The 17,775-nt window shown below is 65.4% G+C and carries 16 protein-coding genes; 9 read left to right on the top strand and 7 right to left on the bottom strand.

The window, feature by feature from the left end:
- Window positions 1-223: 223 nt before the first annotated feature.
- Window positions 224-1,177 carry an aldo/keto reductase gene (locus N008_RS13590; protein ID WP_044018778.1) on the bottom strand — a complete coding sequence of 318 codons (954 nt, stop codon included), beginning with the start codon at window positions 1,175-1,177 and terminating at the stop codon, window positions 224-226.
- 114 nt (window positions 1,178-1,291) lie between these two features.
- Between N008_RS13590 and N008_RS13595 the strand changes: the two genes are divergently transcribed.
- The 3 genes from N008_RS13595 to N008_RS13605 all read left to right on the top strand — a co-directional run bounded on the left by N008_RS13595 (window position 1,292) and on the right by N008_RS13605 (window position 4,484).
- Window positions 1,292-1,870, top strand: a complete 579-nt coding sequence (locus N008_RS13595; protein WP_044016729.1) for a YdeI/OmpD-associated family protein — start codon at window positions 1,292-1,294, stop codon at window positions 1,868-1,870.
- 31 nt (window positions 1,871-1,901) lie between these two features.
- Entirely contained in the window at window positions 1,902-2,711 is an 810-nt protein-coding gene (gene blaOXA / locus N008_RS13600; RefSeq protein WP_071884537.1) for a class D beta-lactamase, read from the top strand.
- 207 nt (window positions 2,712-2,918) lie between these two features.
- A complete protein-coding gene (locus N008_RS13605) occupies window positions 2,919-4,484 on the top strand; it encodes an N-acyl-D-amino-acid deacylase family protein (RefSeq protein ID WP_044016733.1) in 1,566 nt (521 codons plus the stop codon).
- 130 nt (window positions 4,485-4,614) lie between these two features.
- Here N008_RS13605 and N008_RS13610 read toward each other — a convergent pair whose 3' ends face one another.
- The 5 genes from N008_RS13610 to N008_RS13630 all read right to left on the bottom strand — a co-directional run bounded on the left by N008_RS13610 (window position 4,615) and on the right by N008_RS13630 (window position 9,907).
- Window positions 4,615-5,961, bottom strand: a complete 1,347-nt coding sequence (locus N008_RS13610; RefSeq protein WP_071884538.1) for an alpha-amylase family glycosyl hydrolase — start codon at window positions 5,959-5,961, stop codon at window positions 4,615-4,617.
- Window positions 5,962-6,382: 421 nt separating this feature from the next.
- Window positions 6,383-7,840, bottom strand: a complete 1,458-nt coding sequence (locus tag N008_RS13615) for an alpha-amylase family glycosyl hydrolase (RefSeq protein ID WP_044016734.1) — start codon at window positions 7,838-7,840, stop codon at window positions 6,383-6,385.
- Window positions 7,841-7,885: 45 nt separating this feature from the next.
- On the bottom strand, window positions 7,886-8,314 hold the full coding sequence (locus N008_RS13620) for a DUF983 domain-containing protein (RefSeq protein ID WP_231569712.1): 429 nt from the start codon (window positions 8,312-8,314) through the stop codon (window positions 7,886-7,888).
- A 110-nt stretch (window positions 8,315-8,424) separates the two neighbouring features.
- Window positions 8,425-9,291 (bottom strand): helix-turn-helix domain-containing protein, encoded by an 867-nt coding sequence (locus N008_RS13625; RefSeq protein ID WP_044016736.1) that lies wholly within the window; start codon window positions 9,289-9,291, stop codon window positions 8,425-8,427.
- A 160-nt stretch (window positions 9,292-9,451) separates the two neighbouring features.
- Entirely contained in the window at window positions 9,452-9,907 is a 456-nt protein-coding gene (locus N008_RS13630) for a hypothetical protein (RefSeq protein ID WP_044016739.1), read from the bottom strand.
- Window positions 9,908-9,972: 65 nt separating this feature from the next.
- On the opposite strand from N008_RS13630, the gene N008_RS13635 reads away from it, so the two are divergent.
- The 5 genes from N008_RS13635 (at window position 9,973) to N008_RS13655 (ending at window position 13,638) form a co-directional block, all read left to right on the top strand.
- On the top strand, window positions 9,973-11,190 hold the full coding sequence (locus tag N008_RS13635; RefSeq protein ID WP_044016741.1) for a helix-turn-helix domain-containing protein: 1,218 nt from the start codon (window positions 9,973-9,975) through the stop codon (window positions 11,188-11,190).
- 287 nt (window positions 11,191-11,477) lie between these two features.
- Window positions 11,478-11,999, top strand: a complete 522-nt coding sequence (locus N008_RS13640; protein WP_044016743.1) for a hypothetical protein — start codon at window positions 11,478-11,480, stop codon at window positions 11,997-11,999.
- Window positions 12,000-12,075: 76 nt separating this feature from the next.
- Entirely contained in the window at window positions 12,076-12,630 is a 555-nt protein-coding gene (locus N008_RS21705) for a YceI family protein (RefSeq protein ID WP_052381544.1), read from the top strand.
- An 80-nt stretch (window positions 12,631-12,710) separates the two neighbouring features.
- Window positions 12,711-13,052, top strand: a complete 342-nt coding sequence (locus tag N008_RS13650; protein ID WP_044016745.1) for a hypothetical protein — start codon at window positions 12,711-12,713, stop codon at window positions 13,050-13,052.
- A 244-nt stretch (window positions 13,053-13,296) separates the two neighbouring features.
- Complete coding sequence (locus N008_RS13655; RefSeq protein WP_044016748.1) at window positions 13,297-13,638, top strand: hypothetical protein; 342 nt, start codon at window positions 13,297-13,299, stop codon at window positions 13,636-13,638.
- Between the two features lie 153 nt (window positions 13,639-13,791).
- Here N008_RS13655 and ggt read toward each other — a convergent pair whose 3' ends face one another.
- Window positions 13,792-15,537, bottom strand: coding sequence for a gamma-glutamyltransferase (gene ggt / locus N008_RS13660; protein WP_044016749.1), 1,746 nt, complete (start codon window positions 15,535-15,537; stop codon window positions 13,792-13,794).
- 165 nt (window positions 15,538-15,702) lie between these two features.
- On the opposite strand from ggt, the gene N008_RS13665 reads away from it, so the two are divergent.
- Entirely contained in the window at window positions 15,703-17,751 is a 2,049-nt protein-coding gene (locus N008_RS13665; RefSeq protein WP_156109319.1) for an alpha-amylase family glycosyl hydrolase, read from the top strand.
- Window positions 17,752-17,775: the final 24 nt, after the last annotated feature.

The following is a 17,775-nucleotide window of genomic DNA, read 5'->3' on the forward strand; positions in this document are numbered from 1 at the left end:
CCAGCAAAACGGCCCGCCACCTCAGGAGAGGCAGCGGGCCGTTGGCCGATGGCCGAAGCGGAAGTGCAGGACTACCACGTGTTATTTCCGCAACTACACCGTAGCAGCCACTTTCCAACTACTCATTACTCTATGCTACTACGCGCTGGCTTCGTTCAGGGCGCGCATATCCTCCGCGCTCAGCTGCAGGGCCGTGGCGCCAAGTAGCCATTACTCTATGCTACTACGCGCTGGCTTCGTTCAGGGCGCGCATATCCTCCGCGCTCAGCTGCAGGGCCGTGGCGCCAAGTAGCTCCTGCACCTGCTCGGCGGTGGTGGCGCTGGCAATGGGCGCGGTGAGGCCAGGGCGGGCCATAATCCAAGCCAGGGCTACCTGGGCGGGCGTGGCGCCGGCGTGGCGGGCCACCACGGCGTCGAGGGCGGCCAGGATGCGGCGGCCCCGGTCGTTGAGGTATTTGGGGCCGATGCTGCTGCCGCGGACGCTCTTGGCGAGGTCGGCGTCGGTGCGGTACTTGCCCGTGAGGAAGCCCGAGGCCAGCCCGAAGTACGGAATCACGCCCAAGCCGTGCTCTTGGCATAGCGGCAGCACGTCGGTTTCCAGCTTGGTGCGCTCGTAGAGGTTGTATTCGGGCTGCAGGCTTTCGTAGCGGGGCAGGCTGTGCTGGGTGCTGGCCTCCAGGGCCTCGCGCAGGCGGCTTGCCGAGAAGTTGCTGGCCCCGATGGCGCGCACCTTTCCTTCCTTTATGAGGTCGGCGTAGGCCTCCAGCGGCTCAGTTACGGGCAGCGTTTCGTCGTCCTGGTGGCTCTGGTACAAGTCGATGTAGTCGGTTTGCAGGCGCTGCAGTGAGGCTTCCACCGAGCGGCGGATGTAGTCTTTGGCCAAACCCTTCGAGCCGTCGCCCATCTGCATGCCCACCTTCGTGAAGACAAGCACGTCGTCGCGGCGGCCGCGCTGCTGCAGCCACTTGCCGATAACGGTTTCTGACTCGCCGCCCTGGTGGCCGGGCGCCCAGGCCGAGTACATATTGGCCGTGTCGATGGCGTTGCCGCCGCCGGCCACAAAGGCGTCGAGCACCCGGAAGGACGCGGCTTCGTCGGCTGTCCAGCCAAACACGTTGCCGCCCAGCACGAGCGGGGCCAGCTGCAGGCCGGAGCGGCCCAGTTCACGGTGTTGCATATTTTTCAAGTGATGAAGTGGAAAGGCGGGGTTGCGAAGAAAGGCGAATAAATAATGCCGGGTCCTATAACCGGCCGTGGCGGCCGATGGTTGCGGCCCGCGTATCTTCGGGATATGGCTCGTGCACTCGATACGCTCCCCGTGCTGGACCCCGTAACCCGCCCGGCGTGGCGGGCCTGGCTGGCGGCCCATCACACCCAGCCCACCGGCATCTGGCTCACGCTCTACAAGAAAGCCCATGGCCCGGGCTACCTCAACTACGCCGAGGCCGTGGAGGAAGCGCTGTGCTTCGGCTGGATTGACTCCTTGCCGCGCAAAGGTGACGCCGTGTGCTACCAGCTGTACTTTTCGCCGCGCAAGCCGGGCAGCGTGTGGTCGGCGCTGAACAAGCGGCGGGTAGCGGCGCTGCAAGCGGCCAACCTGCTGTACCCGGCCGGCCAGGCTAAAATCGACGCGGCCCGACAGGACGGCAGCTGGGCCGCCCTCGACGCGGTAGATGCCCTGGAGCTGCCGCCCGACCTGGCCGCCGCCTTCGCCGAAAACGAGGCCGCTCGCCAACATTTTGCGGCCTTCCCGCCCGGTGTCCGCAAGCAGATTCTGCAGCAGCTGGCCGCCGCCAAGCGCCCCGAAACGCGCCGACAGCGCATCATGCGCATCGTGGAAAAGGCGGCCCGCAACGAGCGGCTGGTCTGAGCGGGAAAGTGGCTGCCACTATCTTCGCCGCATGCATCCGATATATCTATTTCTACTGAGTCTGTGGCTGCTGGCGGCTCCTTCGGCGCCTAGGGTAGCGGAGCGCAACTTTCAGGCACACTTCGACCAATACGGCGTGCAGGGTTCGTTTCTGCTGTATGATGAGGCGGCCGGGCAGTACGTGGCCTACCAACCGGCGCGCTGCCGCCAGTCGTTTCTGCCGGCTTCCACCTTCAAAATCCCCAACACCCTCATCGGGCTGCAAACAGGCGCGCTGCCCGACACGGCCACCATCTGCCGCTGGGACGGCCAGCAGCGCAGCTTCCCGCAGTGGAACGAGGACATGACTTACGCCCGCGCCCTGCGCGTGTCGTGCGTGCCCTGCTACCAGCAGCTGGCCCAACGCATCGGCGTGAAGCGGTATCGGCAGTGGTTGCCGCGGCTGCGCTACGGCCGCATGGCCGTGGCAACCGCCACCCTCGACACCTTCTGGCTGGATGGCGAATCGCGCATTTCGCAGTTCGAGCAGGTGGCATTTCTGCGCCGCCTGCAGGCCGAAACGCTGCCTGTGGAGAAGCGCCACCAGCGTGCCGTGAAGCAGCTCTTGGTGCTGAAAAAAACGCCGGAATACACGCTCTACGGCAAAACCGGCTGGCGCTTTCGCTCCGCCACCAACCCCGACAACGGCTGGCTGGTAGGCTGGGTGGAGCGCGCCGATGGCCGCCGCGCCTTTTTCGCCCTGAACGTGGAGCCCAAGCCCGGCCCGGTTGACGACGCGCGGTTCATCGCCAGCCGCCGCGCCGTCACGGAGGCCATTCTGCAGGAGCTGAAGTGGCTGTAAGTTTATCAGGCTAGCGCTAGTTCCCCTCTTTGGAAAGGAGGGGCTAGGGGTGGTTGATGGCCGATAGAACGATTTTAGCACTAGCACTAGATGATGTTCAACGATTGTCAATCATCCCTAGCCCCTCCTTGGAAAGCAGGGGAACTAGCGCTAGCCTAATCAGCAACGATACACCGCCAAGCCAACGGTTCGCGCTACATTCGCTGCATGCGCCTCGCCTTCCTGCTTCTGCTGCTTGCCCACACCGTGCTGGCCCAAACGCCGCCCAAAGCCGACTTTCTCATCCGCAACGGCCGCCTCTACGACGGCACCGGCAACACCTGGACGCTGGCCGACGTGGCCGTGCGCAACGGCCGCATCGTGGCCGTGGGCCGCCTGCCGGCCAGCTACCCCGCTGATACCGTGCTCGACGCCCGCGGCCTGGCCGTGGCCCCCGGCTTCATCGACGTGCATACCCACATCGAAGACGACGAAATGCGCCAGCCCACCGCCGACAACTTCCTCTACGACGGCGTGACGACCGTCGTGACCGGCAACTGCGGCTCCTCCCGGCCCGACCTGCGCCGCTACTTTCACTCGCTCGACAGCGCCCGGCTATCCGTGAACGTGGCCTCGCTGATTGGGCATGGCACGGTGCGCAAGGCCGTAATGGGCCGGGCCCGGCGGGCGCCGTCGGAGGCGGAGCTGGGGCAGATGGAGGCCCTGGTAGACAGCGCCATGCGCGCCGGCGCGGTGGGCTTGTCGTCGGGGCTGATTTACGTGCCGGGCACGTACTCGCGCACACCGGAGCTGGTGCGGCTGGCGCGGGTGGCGGGCCGGGCCGGCGGCCTCTACGCCACCCATATGCGCAACGAAACCGACAGTGTCACCTATTCCATTGAAGAAGCTCTGCGCATCGGCCGCGAGGCCAATCTGCCGGTGCAGATTTCGCACCTCAAGCTGGGCGGGCAGCAGAACTGGGGCCGCACCGCCAACCTGCTCAGCCGCATCGAAACCGCCCGGCAAAGCGGCCAGGCCGTCACCATCGACCAGTACCCGTACACGGCCAGCTCCACCAGCCTCAGCACCCTGCTGCCCGACGCCGTGCAGGCGGACGGCCGCGACTCGCTGCGCGCCCGCCTGGCCCGCCCGGCTGTGCGCCGCGCCGTGGAAGCCAGCTTGCTGGAGCGCCTGAAACGCCGCCAGCTCCGGCACTTCAGCTACGCCGTAGTGGCCAGCTTCCCACCCGACACCAGCTACAACGGCCTCAGCATCGAGCAGATAAACCAGCGCCGCGGCCGCCCGCACAACGCCCGCGCTGAAGCCGCTACCGTGCTTGATCTGGTGCTGCAGCACGACGCCGGCATGGTGTTCCACGGCATGAGCGAAACCGACGTGCAGAACATCATGCGCTACCCGCAGAACATGGTGGCCTCCGACGCCAGCATCCGGGTGTGGCAGGAGGGCGTGCCGCACCCGCGTGGCTACGGCTCCAATGCCCGCGTGCTGGGCCGCTACGTGCGCGAGCTGCACGTGCTGACCCTGGAAGAAGCCATCCGGCGCATGACCAGCCTGCCCGCCCAAACCTTCGGCTTCTCGGACCGCGGCCTGCTCCGCCCCGGTTTCGTAGCCGATATCGTGGTGTTCGACCCCGCCACCGTGCAGGACCGCTCCACCTTCGAGCAGCCGCATCAGTATTCGGAGGGCATGAAATACGTGCTGGTAAACGGCCGCCTGACCGTGCGCAACGGCCGCCACACCGGCGCCCGCAGCGGCCAGGTGCTGCGCAGGTAGGGCAGTAGAGACGCAATATTTTGCGTCTCGTCGTTGCTGATGCTGTTCAGTTGGTAATACCCAGTGTACTTCCGGCCGTTCAATGTCGGTCGTTCAACGACGAGACGCAAGATATTGCGTCTCTACGGCGTTACACCCGTTCCAGCACGCGCCAGCCGTGGCCCTGCACGGTCAGCGTATCGCCTTCCTCCAGCTTCAGCTGTACCTGGCTGAATACGTCCAGCCAAGTGCCGGCGGCTTCGGCGGGCAGTTGGAGCGGCGTGGGCTCTTCGGAGATATTGATGACGCAGAGCACGGCCGCGCCGTCTTTTTCGCGCAGGAAGCCATAGAGGCTGGAGGGGCCGGGGAGGCGGCGCAGGCGGCTGAGCACGTCGCCGTTGCGCAGGGCCGGGTGGCGGCGCTTGAGCTGCAACAGTTTGGTGTAGAAGCTTTCCAGCGGCAGCTCGGTCCAGTCGATGGTGTCGCGGTCGAAGAACAGCAAGCGCCGGTTGAGGGCGGTTTCCTGGCCGGTGTAGAGCAGCGGCATGCCGGGCAGCAGCACCGTGAGCACCGCAAACGGCAACGCCAGCGGCCCCAGCCGCTCGTACTCGGTGCCGTCCCAGCTGTTCACGTCGTGGTTGCTGGTGAAGTGCATCAGGTACACCGAGGGCGGGTATTTGGCCCGCTCGGCAGCCAGGTACGCGTCGATGTCGGCCAGCGGGGCTTTGCCTTCGGCAATGTGGTCGAGCAGGTAGTGCAGGCGCAGGCCGAAGGTCATGTTGAAGGCCCGCTCCAGCAGCTTGGTATCGGAGTTGAACTGCTCCCAGGTGAGGCCGCCGCTGGGGTAGAGCTCGTCCCACTCGGCCAGCATAAACAGGGGCTTCACCTCGTCCAGCTCCAGGCGCGCCTCGTCCCAGAAATCGGTGGGCACGAGGCCGGCCACGTCGCAGCGGTAGCCGTCGATGTCGGCCTCGCGCAGCCAGTAGAGCAGCGCGTCGGTCATGTAGCGGCGCAGGCCGGGCTGGGTGTAGTCGAAGGCTACTACGTCGGTCCAGTCGGGCACGGGCGGCACGAGGCGGCCGTATTCGTCGTGCTGGTACCAGTCGGGGTGCTGCTGCACCAGCGGGTTGTCCCAGCTGGTGTGGTTGGCCACCCAGTCGAGCAGCACGCGAAGGTCCAGGGCGTGGGCGGTTTGCACGAGGTAGCGCAGATCATCGAGGGTGCCGAACTCCGGGTTCACCCCGAAATAGTCCTGCACGGCGTACTGGCTGCCCAGCGTGCCCTTGCGCTCCACGGCCCCAATCGGGTGAATCGGCATCAGCCACACGATGCTGATGCCCATGGCCGCCAGCCGCGGCAGGTGCTCCGCAAAGGCCCGAAAAGTGCCTTCGGGCGTGAAATTGCGTAGGTTGACTTCGTAGATGGTGGCATTGGCGGCCCACTCCGGGTGACGAACCTGGAACAAATGGGCATCGGGGTGAACGGCGGAATCGGGCACGGGCTACGGCAATGGTGGAAAGGCCGTGTACGGAAAAGACGTTCGGGCGGGGGCCTCACCCCCCGGCCCCCTCTCCCGTGGAGAGGGGGAGCCAGACGAATATTGCTGCGTTGTGCAGACGGCGCGCACGTTCCCCAGGGCTGAAGCCCTGGGCTATGCAGGGTGACGTGCTTGGTTGTGGAACAGCCGCGTAGCGGTGGCAGATATGTAGCTTGAACAGTGCCCGGAAGTATAAAAGCCGCATAGCGGCGACAGGTTCTGCTGGTGAACCTGCCGCCGCTATGCGGCTCCATCATCGTGTAGCATAATGTACTACATACCTGCCGCCGCTATGCGGCTGCGTCAAAAAGCGGGCTGCGCAACGGCCCGTTCGAGCCGCTGCCTAGCCCAGGGCTTCAGCCCTGGGAAACGTGCGCGCTGCTTACCACAGCCCGTTGCGGGGCAGGTCGGGGAGGCGCTCATACACGCGGTAGCCGTAGGCGGGAACCAGCAGCTTAGAGCCCGAGCCGAGCTTGAGCACCTGCCCGCTGAACAGTTCCCGGTAGATGCCCGGCCCCAGCGTGGTGGGGCGCACCTCGTGGGGCTGCCGGCCCAAGTTTGCAACGGTCAGCACAGCGGCCTCGCCCCGGCGCCGGATGAAACTGTAGACCTCGGAGCTGCTGTTTTCTACGCGCTCAAACTCACTGCACGGGTCGCCGTTGCGCAGGGCGGGGTGGCGCTTTTTCAGCTGCAGCAGCCGGGTGTAGAAGTCCTGGAGCGGGTAACCGTTCCAGTTGATGGTATCCTTATCGAAGAAGCGCAGGCGCTTTTTCAGGGCGGCTTCCTGGCCCGAATACACCATCGGAATGCCGGGCAGCAGGGCTGTCAGCACGGCCTGGGTCTGGGCGCTTTGGCCCAGCCGCTCGTACTCGGTGCCGTCCCAGCTGTTGATGTCGTGGCTGCTGGTGAAGTACATCAGGTAGCTGCTGGCGGGGTATTTGGCGCGCTCCGCCTGGAAGTACTTATCGAGGGCGGCGGTGGGCTGCTGCCGGCGGCTGATGCTGTCGAGCAGGTAGCGCAGGCGCAGGCCGTAGGTGGCGTCGAAGGCCTTTTCCAGCAGCTTAGTGTTGGGGCTGAATTCGCCTTTCTTGAGGAAGGGCGGGGCGTGCAGCTCGTCCCACTCGGCCAGCATGAACACGGGCTTCACCTGCTCCAGCAGCGGCCGGGTCTGGTTCCAGAAGTCGGTGGGCACGAGGCCGGCCACGTCGCAGCGGAAGCCGTCGAAACCGGCTTCGCGCAGCCAGAACACCATGCTTTGCTGCATGTAGCGGCGCAGCTCCGGCTTGCTATAGTCGAGGTCGATGACGTCCTGCCAGTCGGATACGGGCGGCACGAACTGGCCGCGGGCATCTTTCGTGAACCAGTCGGGGTGCTGTTGGGCCAGTTGGCTGTCCCAGCTGGTGTGGTTGGCCACCCAGTCCAGAATCACGTGCATGCCGCGCTTGTGGGCGGCCTCGGTGAGGTGGCGCAGGTCGTCTAGGGTGCCGAACTCGGGGTTGACGGCCCGATAATCCCGGATGGAATACTGGCTGCCGAGCGTGCCCTTGCGGTTTTGCTGCCCGATGGGCTGCACCGGCATCAGCCACAGAATGCCCACACCCATGCTATCCAGGCGCGGTAAGTGCTTCTCAAAAGCCCGAAACGTGCCCTCCGGCGTGTACTGCCGGATATTGACCTCGTAGATGCTGGCCGAGTCGGCCCAGGCGGGGTGGCGGACGGTGTAGGCGGCCGGGGCGTCGGGCGCGCAGACGTTGGGCGTGAGGTCGAGGACGGGCTGCTTGGGTTGGCAGCCGGCCAGCAAACTCAGCGCCAGCAGGCCAGGGGTAAAGAAACGGAGCATGCCGAAAAGTACCACTTTTCAGCATGCTCCGCCGGAAATGCTGGTTTAGCGGGCGTTGGTGCGGGCCTTATCGGGGCGGTATTGGATGCCGCCGAACAGGTACAGCATCAGCGTGCGCGAGTAGCGCAACGACAGCGGCGTGAACAGCAACGACACCACCGCCACGCTCACGATATACACCCACGTATCGGGGTCGTTGAGCAGGAAGTACACCGCAAAGCCAATCACCAGCATGATGCCCGTCGAAAACACGAAGCTGATGTACATGGCGCCCCAATAGAAGCCCGGTTCCGGCTCGTAGGCCTGGCTGCACACTGGGCACTGCGCGGGCATGCTCATGAACTTGGTGCTGAGGGCCGGATGCGTAAAAAGCGGGCCTTGGTGGCAGCGGGGGCAGCGCTGCTGCACCATAGCCAGCAGCGTGGAGTCGTGGTCGGTGTTGGGCGTGGCAGGAGGAGTGGCAGGAGTGGACATGGGAACGTGCGCGGATAAACTTCGATACAAAGCTACTCTACGCAGCCGCGCCCGGGAAGGCCCATCTGCGGGCAGATCCGGTACAAATCAACGCCGCCCGGTGGCCGCTTTCAGGCCGGCTGGCGGAAGGCCTCGGGCGTGCGGCCGGTGTGGCGGCGGAAGTAGCGCCCAAAGTAGGAGGCGTCCTCGAAGCCCAGCGCGTCGGCTACCTGGGCCACGGTGGCGGGGGTGTGGTGGAGCAGGCGGCGCGCTTCCAGCAGCACCCGCTCCTGCACCAGGGCGCTGGCGGTTTTGCCCAAGTGGCGGCGGCACAGCGCATTGAGGTGGTTCGGCGACACGTGCAGCAAATCGGCGTAGTGCTGCACTTCGCGCTGCTGCCGGAAGTGCTGGTTGAGCAGGCTCCCGAACTGCCGGAGCAGCTGCTGAGCGTGGCGGGGCTCGTCGGCGGGCGGGGCTTCGGGCGCCGCGGGCGGGTAGTGGCGGGCGGCCAGCTCCAGGCACAGGTGCAGGTAGGAGCGCACCACCTCGTCCTGGTGCGGAGCGGGGGCGGCGGCCTCCTGCCACATGCGCTGCAGCAGCGGCAGTAGCTCGGTTTCGGGGGCTGGCAGCTGCAGGGCGGGGGCGTGGCGGTGGTCGAAGAACGGGTATTCGAACAGCCGTTCGCCGGGGTAGCGGAACAGGTAGAAGTCGGCCTCAAACAGCACCACGTAGCCCTGCGCGTCGTCGGAAAGCTGCCAGTGGTGCACCTGGCCCGGGGTCATGAAAAATACGCTGCCCGGCACCAGCGGGTAACTCACTAGGTCGATAGTGTGGGTGCCCTGGCCCTGCGTGACGTAGAGTAGCAGGTAAAAATCGTGGGCGTGGGCCTGGCTGACGCCGGGGAAGTTGGCCACGTGCCGCTCCAGCCGCTCCAGGTACCACGGCCGCCGGCCCGGCCCCTGCGGAAACGACTGCAGCGTGAGAACGGGCAGAGACATAGGCGGGAAACAGGAGGGTTTTGAAGAAGGTGGAAAGGTACGTCATGCAGAGGCGCAGCCGACGCATCTCGCGTGCTGATGTTGAGTTGCGTTGACAACGTCAGCACGCGAGATGCGTCGGCTGCGCCTCTGCATGACGTTCTTTAGCCGTGTCTGCCGCCTACTCGAACCGCCGCAGGCGCTTTTTGCTGAGCTCGTAGCTGATGATGGCCGGGATGTAGAACGTGACGTCGGCCAGCAGCTTGGCCACCACGATGCCCGCTCCGAAGCTGCCCAGCCAGCGCGGCATGTAGTAGAGCAGCGCCGGTCGGATCAGCAGGCTGTCGAATACCTCGGCCACGCCAAATTCCACGGCCAGCGCCCGCACGTTCTGGCCCAGCGTGCGCCAGCGGTACGGCCGGCCGCTGGCCTGCAGCGTGCGGCGCGTCTGCCACACATCCTGCCCCAGTAGCCAGCCAAAGTACGCCACGTTGCCGGCCCAGGTGCCCGCCAGCGCGGCGCTTAGGCCGCTGCCGGTGGCGCGCAGGGACAGGGCCGCCGCCAGCAGCGTGGCCCCCACCGACAGCACCTCGGCGGGCAAGTAGCGGCGCAGCCATTCCCGAATCTTCTGTTTCATAAGCCAGTGGAAATAAACGGCTATTTTGGCGACCCGGCCCAACTACCGTCTTTTTTCCTGCCCGTATGCAGATACCGTTTACGCCTTTGGTAGTCGTGCTGCTGGCCGTGGTGGCGCAGGCTGTGTTTGCGGCCGGCCTGCTGTGGCTGGCCCCAGCCAACCGCCTGCCCAACCGCTTTCTGGCCCTGCTCATGCTGGCCATAGCCCTCTGGCTGCTCGACGGCTTCTTCCGCGAAGCCAACATCTACGGGCAAAATGCCAACTGGTATTTCGCGCCCATCTACTACTCGTTTGCCTTCGGGCCGCTGCTGTACTTCTACGTGCGCAGCCTCGTCAACCACGATTTCCGGCTGCAGCGGCGGCACGTGTGGCACTTTGCGCCAGTGCTGCTGCAGGCGGGGCTGTACTGGTGGCTGCGGCTGCAGCCGTACAGCACGCGCCTGTGGTTCTGGGAAGCCGTGCATCAGCCCTACACCTACCGGGTGGAGTTTATCGGCACCTGGGTTTCGCTCACGGTATATCTGGGGCTGAGTTTGCGGCTGCTGCAGCAGTACCGCCGCTGGCTGCCCGACAACTTTTCGGAGGTGTCGAAGCTGCGGTTGCAGTGGCTGCGGGTGCTGCTGGTGCTGGTGGGTGTGGTGAGCGCGCAATGGCTGCTGGAAGTGGTGCTGCGCGAGTTTTTCGGGCTGTATTATGCCTACGACTACTCCACCGAGCTGCTGGGTGTGGTGGTGTTTCTGGTAGGCGTGGTAGGGCTGCGTCAAGCCGATATGCGCGCCGTCCGCTTTGAGCCGGAACTGGCGGCCTTGGAGTTGCAGCCCGTTTTTACGTCGCTGCCCGTTCCCACGCTGCCTCAATCAGATGCGGCTCCGGTGGCCATGTTGGGTGCAGAAGCCGCATCCGACACTCCGGCTCTTTCGGCCCCGGCCGCTCCGGTGGCGGATGCGGCTGTGGTGGCGCGCATCCGGCAGGCGCTGGAACAGGAACGGCTTTACCTCAACCCCACGCTCACGCTGGCCGAGCTGTCGGCGCATACCGGCTTGGCCCCGCGTCTGATTTCGTTCACGGTCAACAACGGCTTCGGCCAGAGCTTCAACGACCTAGTGAACGGCTACCGCGTGGCCGAGGTGAAGCGCCGCCTCGCCACCTCCGACGCCCGGCGTCTCACGCTGCTCGGCATTGCCTTCGAAAGCGGCTTCAACTCCAAAACCACCTTCAACCGCATCTTCAAGCAGTTCACCGGCACCGCCCCGCGGGACTGGAATGCTGGGGTGGCGGAGTAGAGTTGATTGTCATTGCGAGGCCGAAGGCCGTGGCAATCCTTCCTCTCGTGGCAGACACTTTCCTTGCAGCAAAGCCCTCCGGCGTTAGTGTGCTACACTACTGTCAGAGGGCTTTTCGATTAGGGTTGCTTGTCTCACGGAGAGGAAGGATTGCTTCGTCGTGCCTCCTCGCAATGACAGCACCAACTGGCCCCACATCATGATGTGGGGCGTCCCGCGGCCGGATTCGGGGCGTTTGGGAGGCGCCAGCCCGCCACCTTTGGGTCATTCATCAACCCCGATGACCCATGAAAACGCTGCTGCTTCTGCTGGCCCTGGCCGCCCCGATTGCCCCGCTGCTGGCCCAGTCCACGCCCCCCGCCACCGCCTGGACCGACCACACCCGCGTGCTACCCGACAAGCTCCGGCAGGTGCCGGTGGGTGTCACGCTCTGGCACACGCCCAACCCCAACTACCCCGAGCCCAACCCCGACAAGCCCGGCGCCTACGTCTGGAAGCACAGCACTATGCTGCGCTCGGAGGTGGGCGAGCTGGAAGTGGTGGAGTGCGGCAGCTTTATCTGGTACGATGAAACCGGCTGGAAGCAGAATATGGTAGAGACGCCCGCGCAGTTTGCCGAGATATTCCAGTGCCCCGGCGGCCGCCTGCAGCCCGGCCGCACCTACATCTTCGCCAAAAACTACCGCTACGCTGACAGCGCCCGCCAGCTCTACGGCGGCGACGCCCTTTGGTACATCCTGGCCCGCGACAAAGCCGGCAAACTCTACAAAGGCCTCGGCCTGCTCGAAACCGAAGCCACAGTGCGCTAGCCCTGTGGTGCCACGAGTTGCCGAAGGCCTCGTGGTACCACTGCCCACTAGCTCACCCATATACTCCCCCGAAACCATGAAACTTCTCCTTGCCTTTCTGACCTTCTGCACGCTGGCCGCCACCCAGCCCGCCGCTACTTCCTACCAGCTGCTGCCCGCCGCCCTCACCTGGACCGGCTACGCCGAAGTGGGCACCTACGCTCCCAGCGGCACCGTGCAGCTCCGTCGTGGCAGCTTCCTCTACGACGGCCGCACCCTGCGTCAGGCCCGCCTCGAAGTGGACATGCGCACCATCGCGCAGGAGCAAGCCCAGCTGGCCGAGCACCTGCGCGGCGAAGATTTCTTTGATGTGGCGAAGTACCCGATGGCCGTTTTCGAGCTGCAGCAGCTTAGCCAGGGGCAGGCCCGCGGCCAGCTCACGCTACGCGGCGTCACGCGGCCCGTGCAGTTTCCGCTCACGCTGGAACGCCGCCCCGACGGCCGCCTGCGCCTGCGCGGCACCGCTACCCTCGACCGCACCCAGTTCGGCATCAACCACAACTCCAGTAGCTTCTTCCAGAACCTGGGCTCCTACGCCATCCGCAACGAGTTCCATCTGACATTCGACGTGCTGGCCGAAGCGGCGAAGTAGGAGCAGACTCGACTGGCAGAACGCCCGGCGGCGCCTTGCGTATCGTATAGCATCCTTCCACTTCCTAACCTCCCTACACTATGAACCACGCAGCCCGCATCGAAGAAACCATCCAGAACATCTACGACACCTTCTCGCACCCCGGCAAGCACCCTGTAGAGGCCGGCCTCGGCGCCATCGACAGCTGGATTCAGGCCCTCGACGGCCTCGGCGGCTCGGCGCTGCTGGGCATCCAGAGCGAGCTGCGCGATTTGCGCGCCCACGTGCAGAACGACGACCGCCCCGCCATGGCCGCCTCCCTGCAGCGCCTCGGCGAGCACACCTCCCTCACGGCCCGCGACCTGCACGACGGCACCGGCGACCAGCTGCGCCACCTCGGCCAGACGCTCATCACCGCCGCCGGCAACCTGAAAATGGCGTAGGTGGTTAGTGTTAATTTTCTGATAATAAAATAGATGAGTGTAAGATTCGGGCCGGCCTTGCTCCTGTGGGAGCGAGGCCGGCCTTGCCTTTGGCGGGCCAATCCCAACGCAGGGCCTGTTGCGGGCCGCACCATCGGGGGGCAGATATGTTTCAGGAATGCTTGTTCAAATAATTGATAATCAACATTAAAGCCTTGGGCAGGTAATAGGCCTGTTCAATCTCACCAACCAAACCCCTACTACCATGGATTCTACCTCATCAACCGGCACCACCCAACTCGACGCTACCCTGCAGGCCCTCGGCGGCGGCCTGAGCGCTGCGGCTCCGGCCGCCGGCGGCAACATCGACAGCTGGATTTCCACCCTGAACGGCGCCGGCAGCCCCGCGCTGAGCGCCATTGCCTCGGAGCTGGAAAACCTGAAAAGCGCCATCGGCAGCGGCGACGGCGGCCAGATCAGCCAGTCGCTGCAGACGCTGGGCGAGCACACCACCAAAGCCGCCGCCAGCGCCACGCCCGACGCTCAGGCCAAGCTCCAGCAGCTCGGCCAGACCCTGAGCTCGGCCGCTACGTCGCTGAAAGGCTAAGCGCCACTGCGTCAACACGCAAAAAAGAAGGCTGCTCCAATTACTGGAGCAGCCTTCTTTGTGTTTTTAGAAAATCCCGAAATGCTTTGGTTCTGCAGCTTGGCTTCACCTGTTGCCGCGTTATCAGGCTGAAGCGCCGCATTGGTTTTCAGGCTAATACCCGGCTGCCGTGTCGTCGCCGCGGGGGTCGGCGCCGCCTTCCAGCTTGCCGCCGGGCAGCACACGAATCACCTCGACGCGGCCCCAGGCGTTGCGCGGTTTCAGCACGTAGCCGCGGGCGCGGAGCGTGTCTTCGGCGGCGGGCAGCAGGGCGCCGGCTTCCACATCAATCTGGTCGGGCAGCCACTGGTGGTGCAGGCGCGGCGCGGCTACGGCCTGCTGGGCATTCATGCCGTAGTCGAGCACATTGAGGCTGGCCTGCAGCACGCTGGTGATGATGGTGCTGCCGCCCGGCGTGCCCACCACCAGGGCCAGCTTGCCGTTTTTGGTGAAGATGGCCGGCGTCATCGAGGACAGCATGCGCTTACCGGGCGCAATGGCGTTGGCCGTGCCGCCCACCAGCCCGTAGGCGTTAGGCACGCCGGGCTTGCTGCTGAAATCGTCCATTTCATTGTTCAGGATAAAGCCCGCCCCGGCCACCACCACCTTGCTGCCGTACGCCCCATTCAGCGTGGTCGTGCAGCTCACGGCGTTGCCCTGCGCGTCCACGATGTTGTAGTGCGTGGTCTGGTCCGACTCGTACGCCGGCAAGCCGGAGCCGGCCGCCACCTGGGCGCTGGGCGTGGCGCGGCGCGGCTGGGCAGTACGCATCCGCTCCTGGTTGTACTTTTTGTCGAGTAGCTGGGCCACCGGCACCTTGCCGAAATCCGGGTCGCCGAGGTAGGTGGCGCGGTCGGCGTACACGCGGCGCTGGGTTTCCGTAATCCAGTGCGTGGCCTGCGGCGAGTGCCAGCCCAAGCCGCGCAGATTCACGTTTGGATCCAGCATCTGCAGCATCTGCAGCATCTGCAGCATCTGGAGCAGCGCCACCCCGCCCGAGCTGGGCGGCGGAAACGTCAGCACGTCGTGGCCGCGGTACTGGCCGTGCAGCGGCGTGCGCCACTTAGGCTGGTAGCCGGCCAGGTCGGCTTTGCTGATGATGCCCTGCCCACGCTGCATTTCGGCCACGATTAAGTCGGCCGTAGCACCTTCGTAGAAACCGGCGCGGCCCTGGTCGCGGATGCGGCCCAGCGTGGCGGCCAGGTCGGAGTGCCGGATCAGGTCGCCGGCCACCCAGGGCGTGGGCCGGAGGTAGGAGCTGCCGGGTGTGAACCGGGCGAAATCGGCGCGGGTGCGGTTCAGGCCAGCCGCTTCCTTTTCGGTGAGCTTCACGCCCTGGGCGGCCAGGTCGACGGCGGGCTGCACCACCTGCGCCCAGGTCAGCTTGCCCAGCTTTTTGTGCAGCTCCACCATGCCCGCCACGGTGCCCGGCACGCCGGCCGCGCGGTGGCCCAGGGTGCTCAGGTCCGGAATGAGGTTGCCCTGCGCATTGAGGTACATGTCGCGCGTGGCGGCGGCGGGGGCGGTTTCGCGGAAGTCCAGTGCGCCTTCCTGGCCGTCGGCGCCGCGGTAGAGCAGGAAGCCGCCCCCGCCGATGTTGCCGGCCACGGGCAGCACCACGGCCAGCGCAAACTGCACCGCCACGGCCGCGTCGTAGGCGTTGCCGCCCTGGCGCATGATGTCCACGCCAACCCGCGTGGCCTCGGGGTGCGCCGACACCACCATGGCTTTATCGGCCACCACGGGCGTGCCGGCCGGAATGGGGGCGGCCAGCGTGGCAGTATCGGGGGCCGTCTGGGGCGGAGTGGTGGAGCAGGCCGCGAGGGCCAGCAGCGCCAGCGAGTGAAAAATACGCTTCATAAGCGGCAAGGTAAAGCAGATTGACTGGGGTTTGACTGGCATAGCGCGAACTTGCCGACGCGGGTTGCCGGCTGGCTGGCCCGGCCACAAAGTTCGCCCGGCAGTGGCCGCGCAACCCAACTTCGCGTTACATCAGTAGATTTGACCGAAATAAACTACCGCGCTATGGCTCCTGAAATGCTTGTTCCGGCTCTGAAAACGCCACATCTGCCGCTGGTGCAGCAAGATGCCTGGCTGACGCCCTACGAACCCGTACTGCGCCAGCGCCTGCAGCGCCTCGACGACCGCCTGCAGGAAATTCAAAGCGAATACGGCTCGCTGAGCAAGTTTGCCACTGCCCATCAGCAGCTCGGCCTCAACTACGATGCCCGCCGCCGCGGCTACTGGTACCGCGAGTGGGCGCCCGCCGCTGAGGCCCTGTTCCTCATCGGCGACTTCAACGGCTGGGACCGGGAGGCCACGCCCCTGCAGCGCCAGCCCGATGGCGTGTGGGAGATTTTCCTGGTCGACAAGCAGTATAAGGAGCACCTCACGCACGGCAGCCGCTACAAAGTGCACGTGCGCAGTGCCCACGGCGCCAAGGACCGCCTGCCCGCCACCGTGCGCCGCGCCGTGCAGGACGAGAACACCCACGACTTTGCCGCCCAGGTCTGGCGGCCGGAAACGCCCTTCGCCTGGACCGACCAGAAGTTCCGGGTACACAACCACGTCAAGGAGCCGCTGATTTATGAGGCCCACGTGGGCATGGCCACCGAGGAGGGCCGCGTGGGCACCTACCGCGAGTTTGCCGACCAGGTCCTGCCCCGCATTCAGGCCGGCGGCTACAACTGCGTGCAGCTGATGGCCGTGATGGAGCACCCGTACTACGGCTCGTTTGGCTACCATGTAGCCAATTTCTTCGCCGTGTCGTCGCGCTTCGGCACGCCCGAGGACCTGAAGTATCTCATCAACGAAGCTCACAAGCGCCACCTGGCGGTGCTGCTGGACGTGGTGCACTCGCACGCCGTGAAAAACGAGGCCGAAGGTTTGGCCGATTTCGACGGCTCCGGCGACCAGTATTTCCACGAAGGCCCGCGCGGCAACCACCCCGGATGGGACTCCAAGCTGTTCGACTACGCCAAGCCCGAGGTGCAGCGCTTCCTGCTCAGCAACCTGCGCTACTGGCTGGAGGAGTTCCACTTCGACGGCTTCCGCTTCGACGGCATCACCAGCATGCTCTACCACCACCACGGCGAGGGCGTGGCGTTCAGCTCCTACGACCAGTATTTCGGCCCCGAGGCCGACGACGACGCTATTCTGTACCTGCAGCTGGCCACCACGCTGGTGCACGAGCTGAAGAAAGGTGCCCTGCTGATTGCCGAAGACATGAGTGGCCTGCCTGGCCTGTGCCGCCCCATCAGTGAGGGCGGCATCGGCTTCGACTACCGCCTGGGCATGGGCATCCCCGACTATTGGATCAAGCTGCTCAAGCACACCCGCGACGAAAACTGGAACCTGCACGAGCTCTGGCACACGCTCACCAACCGCCGCGCCGGCGAAAAAACCGTGGCCTACGCCGAAAGCCACGACCAGGCGCTGGTCGGCGACAAAACGCTGGCTCACTGGCTGCTGGACAAGGCCATCTACGAGCACATGCACAAAGACGACCCCGACCCCATCACCGACCGGGGCGTGGCGCTGCACAAGCTGATCCGGCTGCTCACGCTGGCGCTGGGTGGTGAGGCCTACCTGAACTTTATCGGCAACGAGTTTGGCCATCCGGAGTGGGTGGACTTCCCACGCGAAGGCAACGACTGGAGCTACCATTTCGCCCGCCGCCAGTGGAGCCTCGCCGACAACCCCGACCTGAAGTTCCGGCAGCTGGCCGCCTTCGACCACGCCCAGCTGCATCTGGCCCGCAAGCAGCACCTGCTGGCGCACCCCGCCGCCCACCAGCTCAACATCGACACCGACAATCAGGTGCTGGTGTTTGAGCGGGGCCCGCTGCTGTTCGTGTTCAGCTTCCACGTGAGCCGCAGCATCCCCGACTACCACTTCTTCGTGCCGCACTCCGGCCACTACCGCATCCTGCTCAGCACCGACGCCCCCGAGTTCGGCGGCCACAACCGCGTCGATACGTCCCTGACCTACGAAACCTTCGAGGAAGATGGCATCGACAAGCTCAGCCTCTACGTCACGAGCCGCACCGCGCTGGTGCTGATGCGGGTGGGGTAGGATAGAAGCAAATAGACCGTCATG

It is taken from the genome of Hymenobacter sp. APR13, assembly GCF_000737515.1.
Taxonomy (GTDB): Bacteria; Bacteroidota; Bacteroidia; order Cytophagales; family Hymenobacteraceae; genus Hymenobacter.

Coding starts and splice junctions, on each gene's coding strand:
- N008_RS13630 (WP_044016739.1), bottom strand. CDS start 9,907: ATGAAACAGAAGATTCGGGAATGGCTGCGCCGCTACTTGCCCGCCGAG.
- N008_RS13655 (WP_044016748.1), top strand. CDS start 13,297: ATGGATTCTACCTCATCAACCGGCACCACCCAACTCGACGCTACCCTG.
- N008_RS13605 (WP_044016733.1), top strand. CDS start 2,919: ATGCGCCTCGCCTTCCTGCTTCTGCTGCTTGCCCACACCGTGCTGGCC.
- N008_RS21705 (WP_052381544.1), top strand. CDS start 12,076: ATGAAACTTCTCCTTGCCTTTCTGACCTTCTGCACGCTGGCCGCCACC.
- N008_RS13665 (WP_156109319.1), top strand. CDS start 15,703: ATGGCTCCTGAAATGCTTGTTCCGGCTCTGAAAACGCCACATCTGCCG.
- N008_RS13635 (WP_044016741.1), top strand. CDS start 9,973: ATGCAGATACCGTTTACGCCTTTGGTAGTCGTGCTGCTGGCCGTGGTG.
- N008_RS13650 (WP_044016745.1), top strand. CDS start 12,711: ATGAACCACGCAGCCCGCATCGAAGAAACCATCCAGAACATCTACGAC.
- ggt (WP_044016749.1), bottom strand. CDS start 15,537: ATGAAGCGTATTTTTCACTCGCTGGCGCTGCTGGCCCTCGCGGCCTGC.
- N008_RS13590 (WP_044018778.1), bottom strand. CDS start 1,177: ATGCAACACCGTGAACTGGGCCGCTCCGGCCTGCAGCTGGCCCCGCTC.
- N008_RS13625 (WP_044016736.1), bottom strand. CDS start 9,291: ATGTCTCTGCCCGTTCTCACGCTGCAGTCGTTTCCGCAGGGGCCGGGC.
- blaOXA (WP_071884537.1), top strand. CDS start 1,902: ATGCATCCGATATATCTATTTCTACTGAGTCTGTGGCTGCTGGCGGCT.
- N008_RS13595 (WP_044016729.1), top strand. CDS start 1,292: ATGGCTCGTGCACTCGATACGCTCCCCGTGCTGGACCCCGTAACCCGC.
- N008_RS13620 (WP_231569712.1), bottom strand. CDS start 8,314: ATGTCCACTCCTGCCACTCCTCCTGCCACGCCCAACACCGACCACGAC.
- N008_RS13615 (WP_044016734.1), bottom strand. CDS start 7,840: ATGCTCCGTTTCTTTACCCCTGGCCTGCTGGCGCTGAGTTTGCTGGCC.
- N008_RS13640 (WP_044016743.1), top strand. CDS start 11,478: ATGAAAACGCTGCTGCTTCTGCTGGCCCTGGCCGCCCCGATTGCCCCG.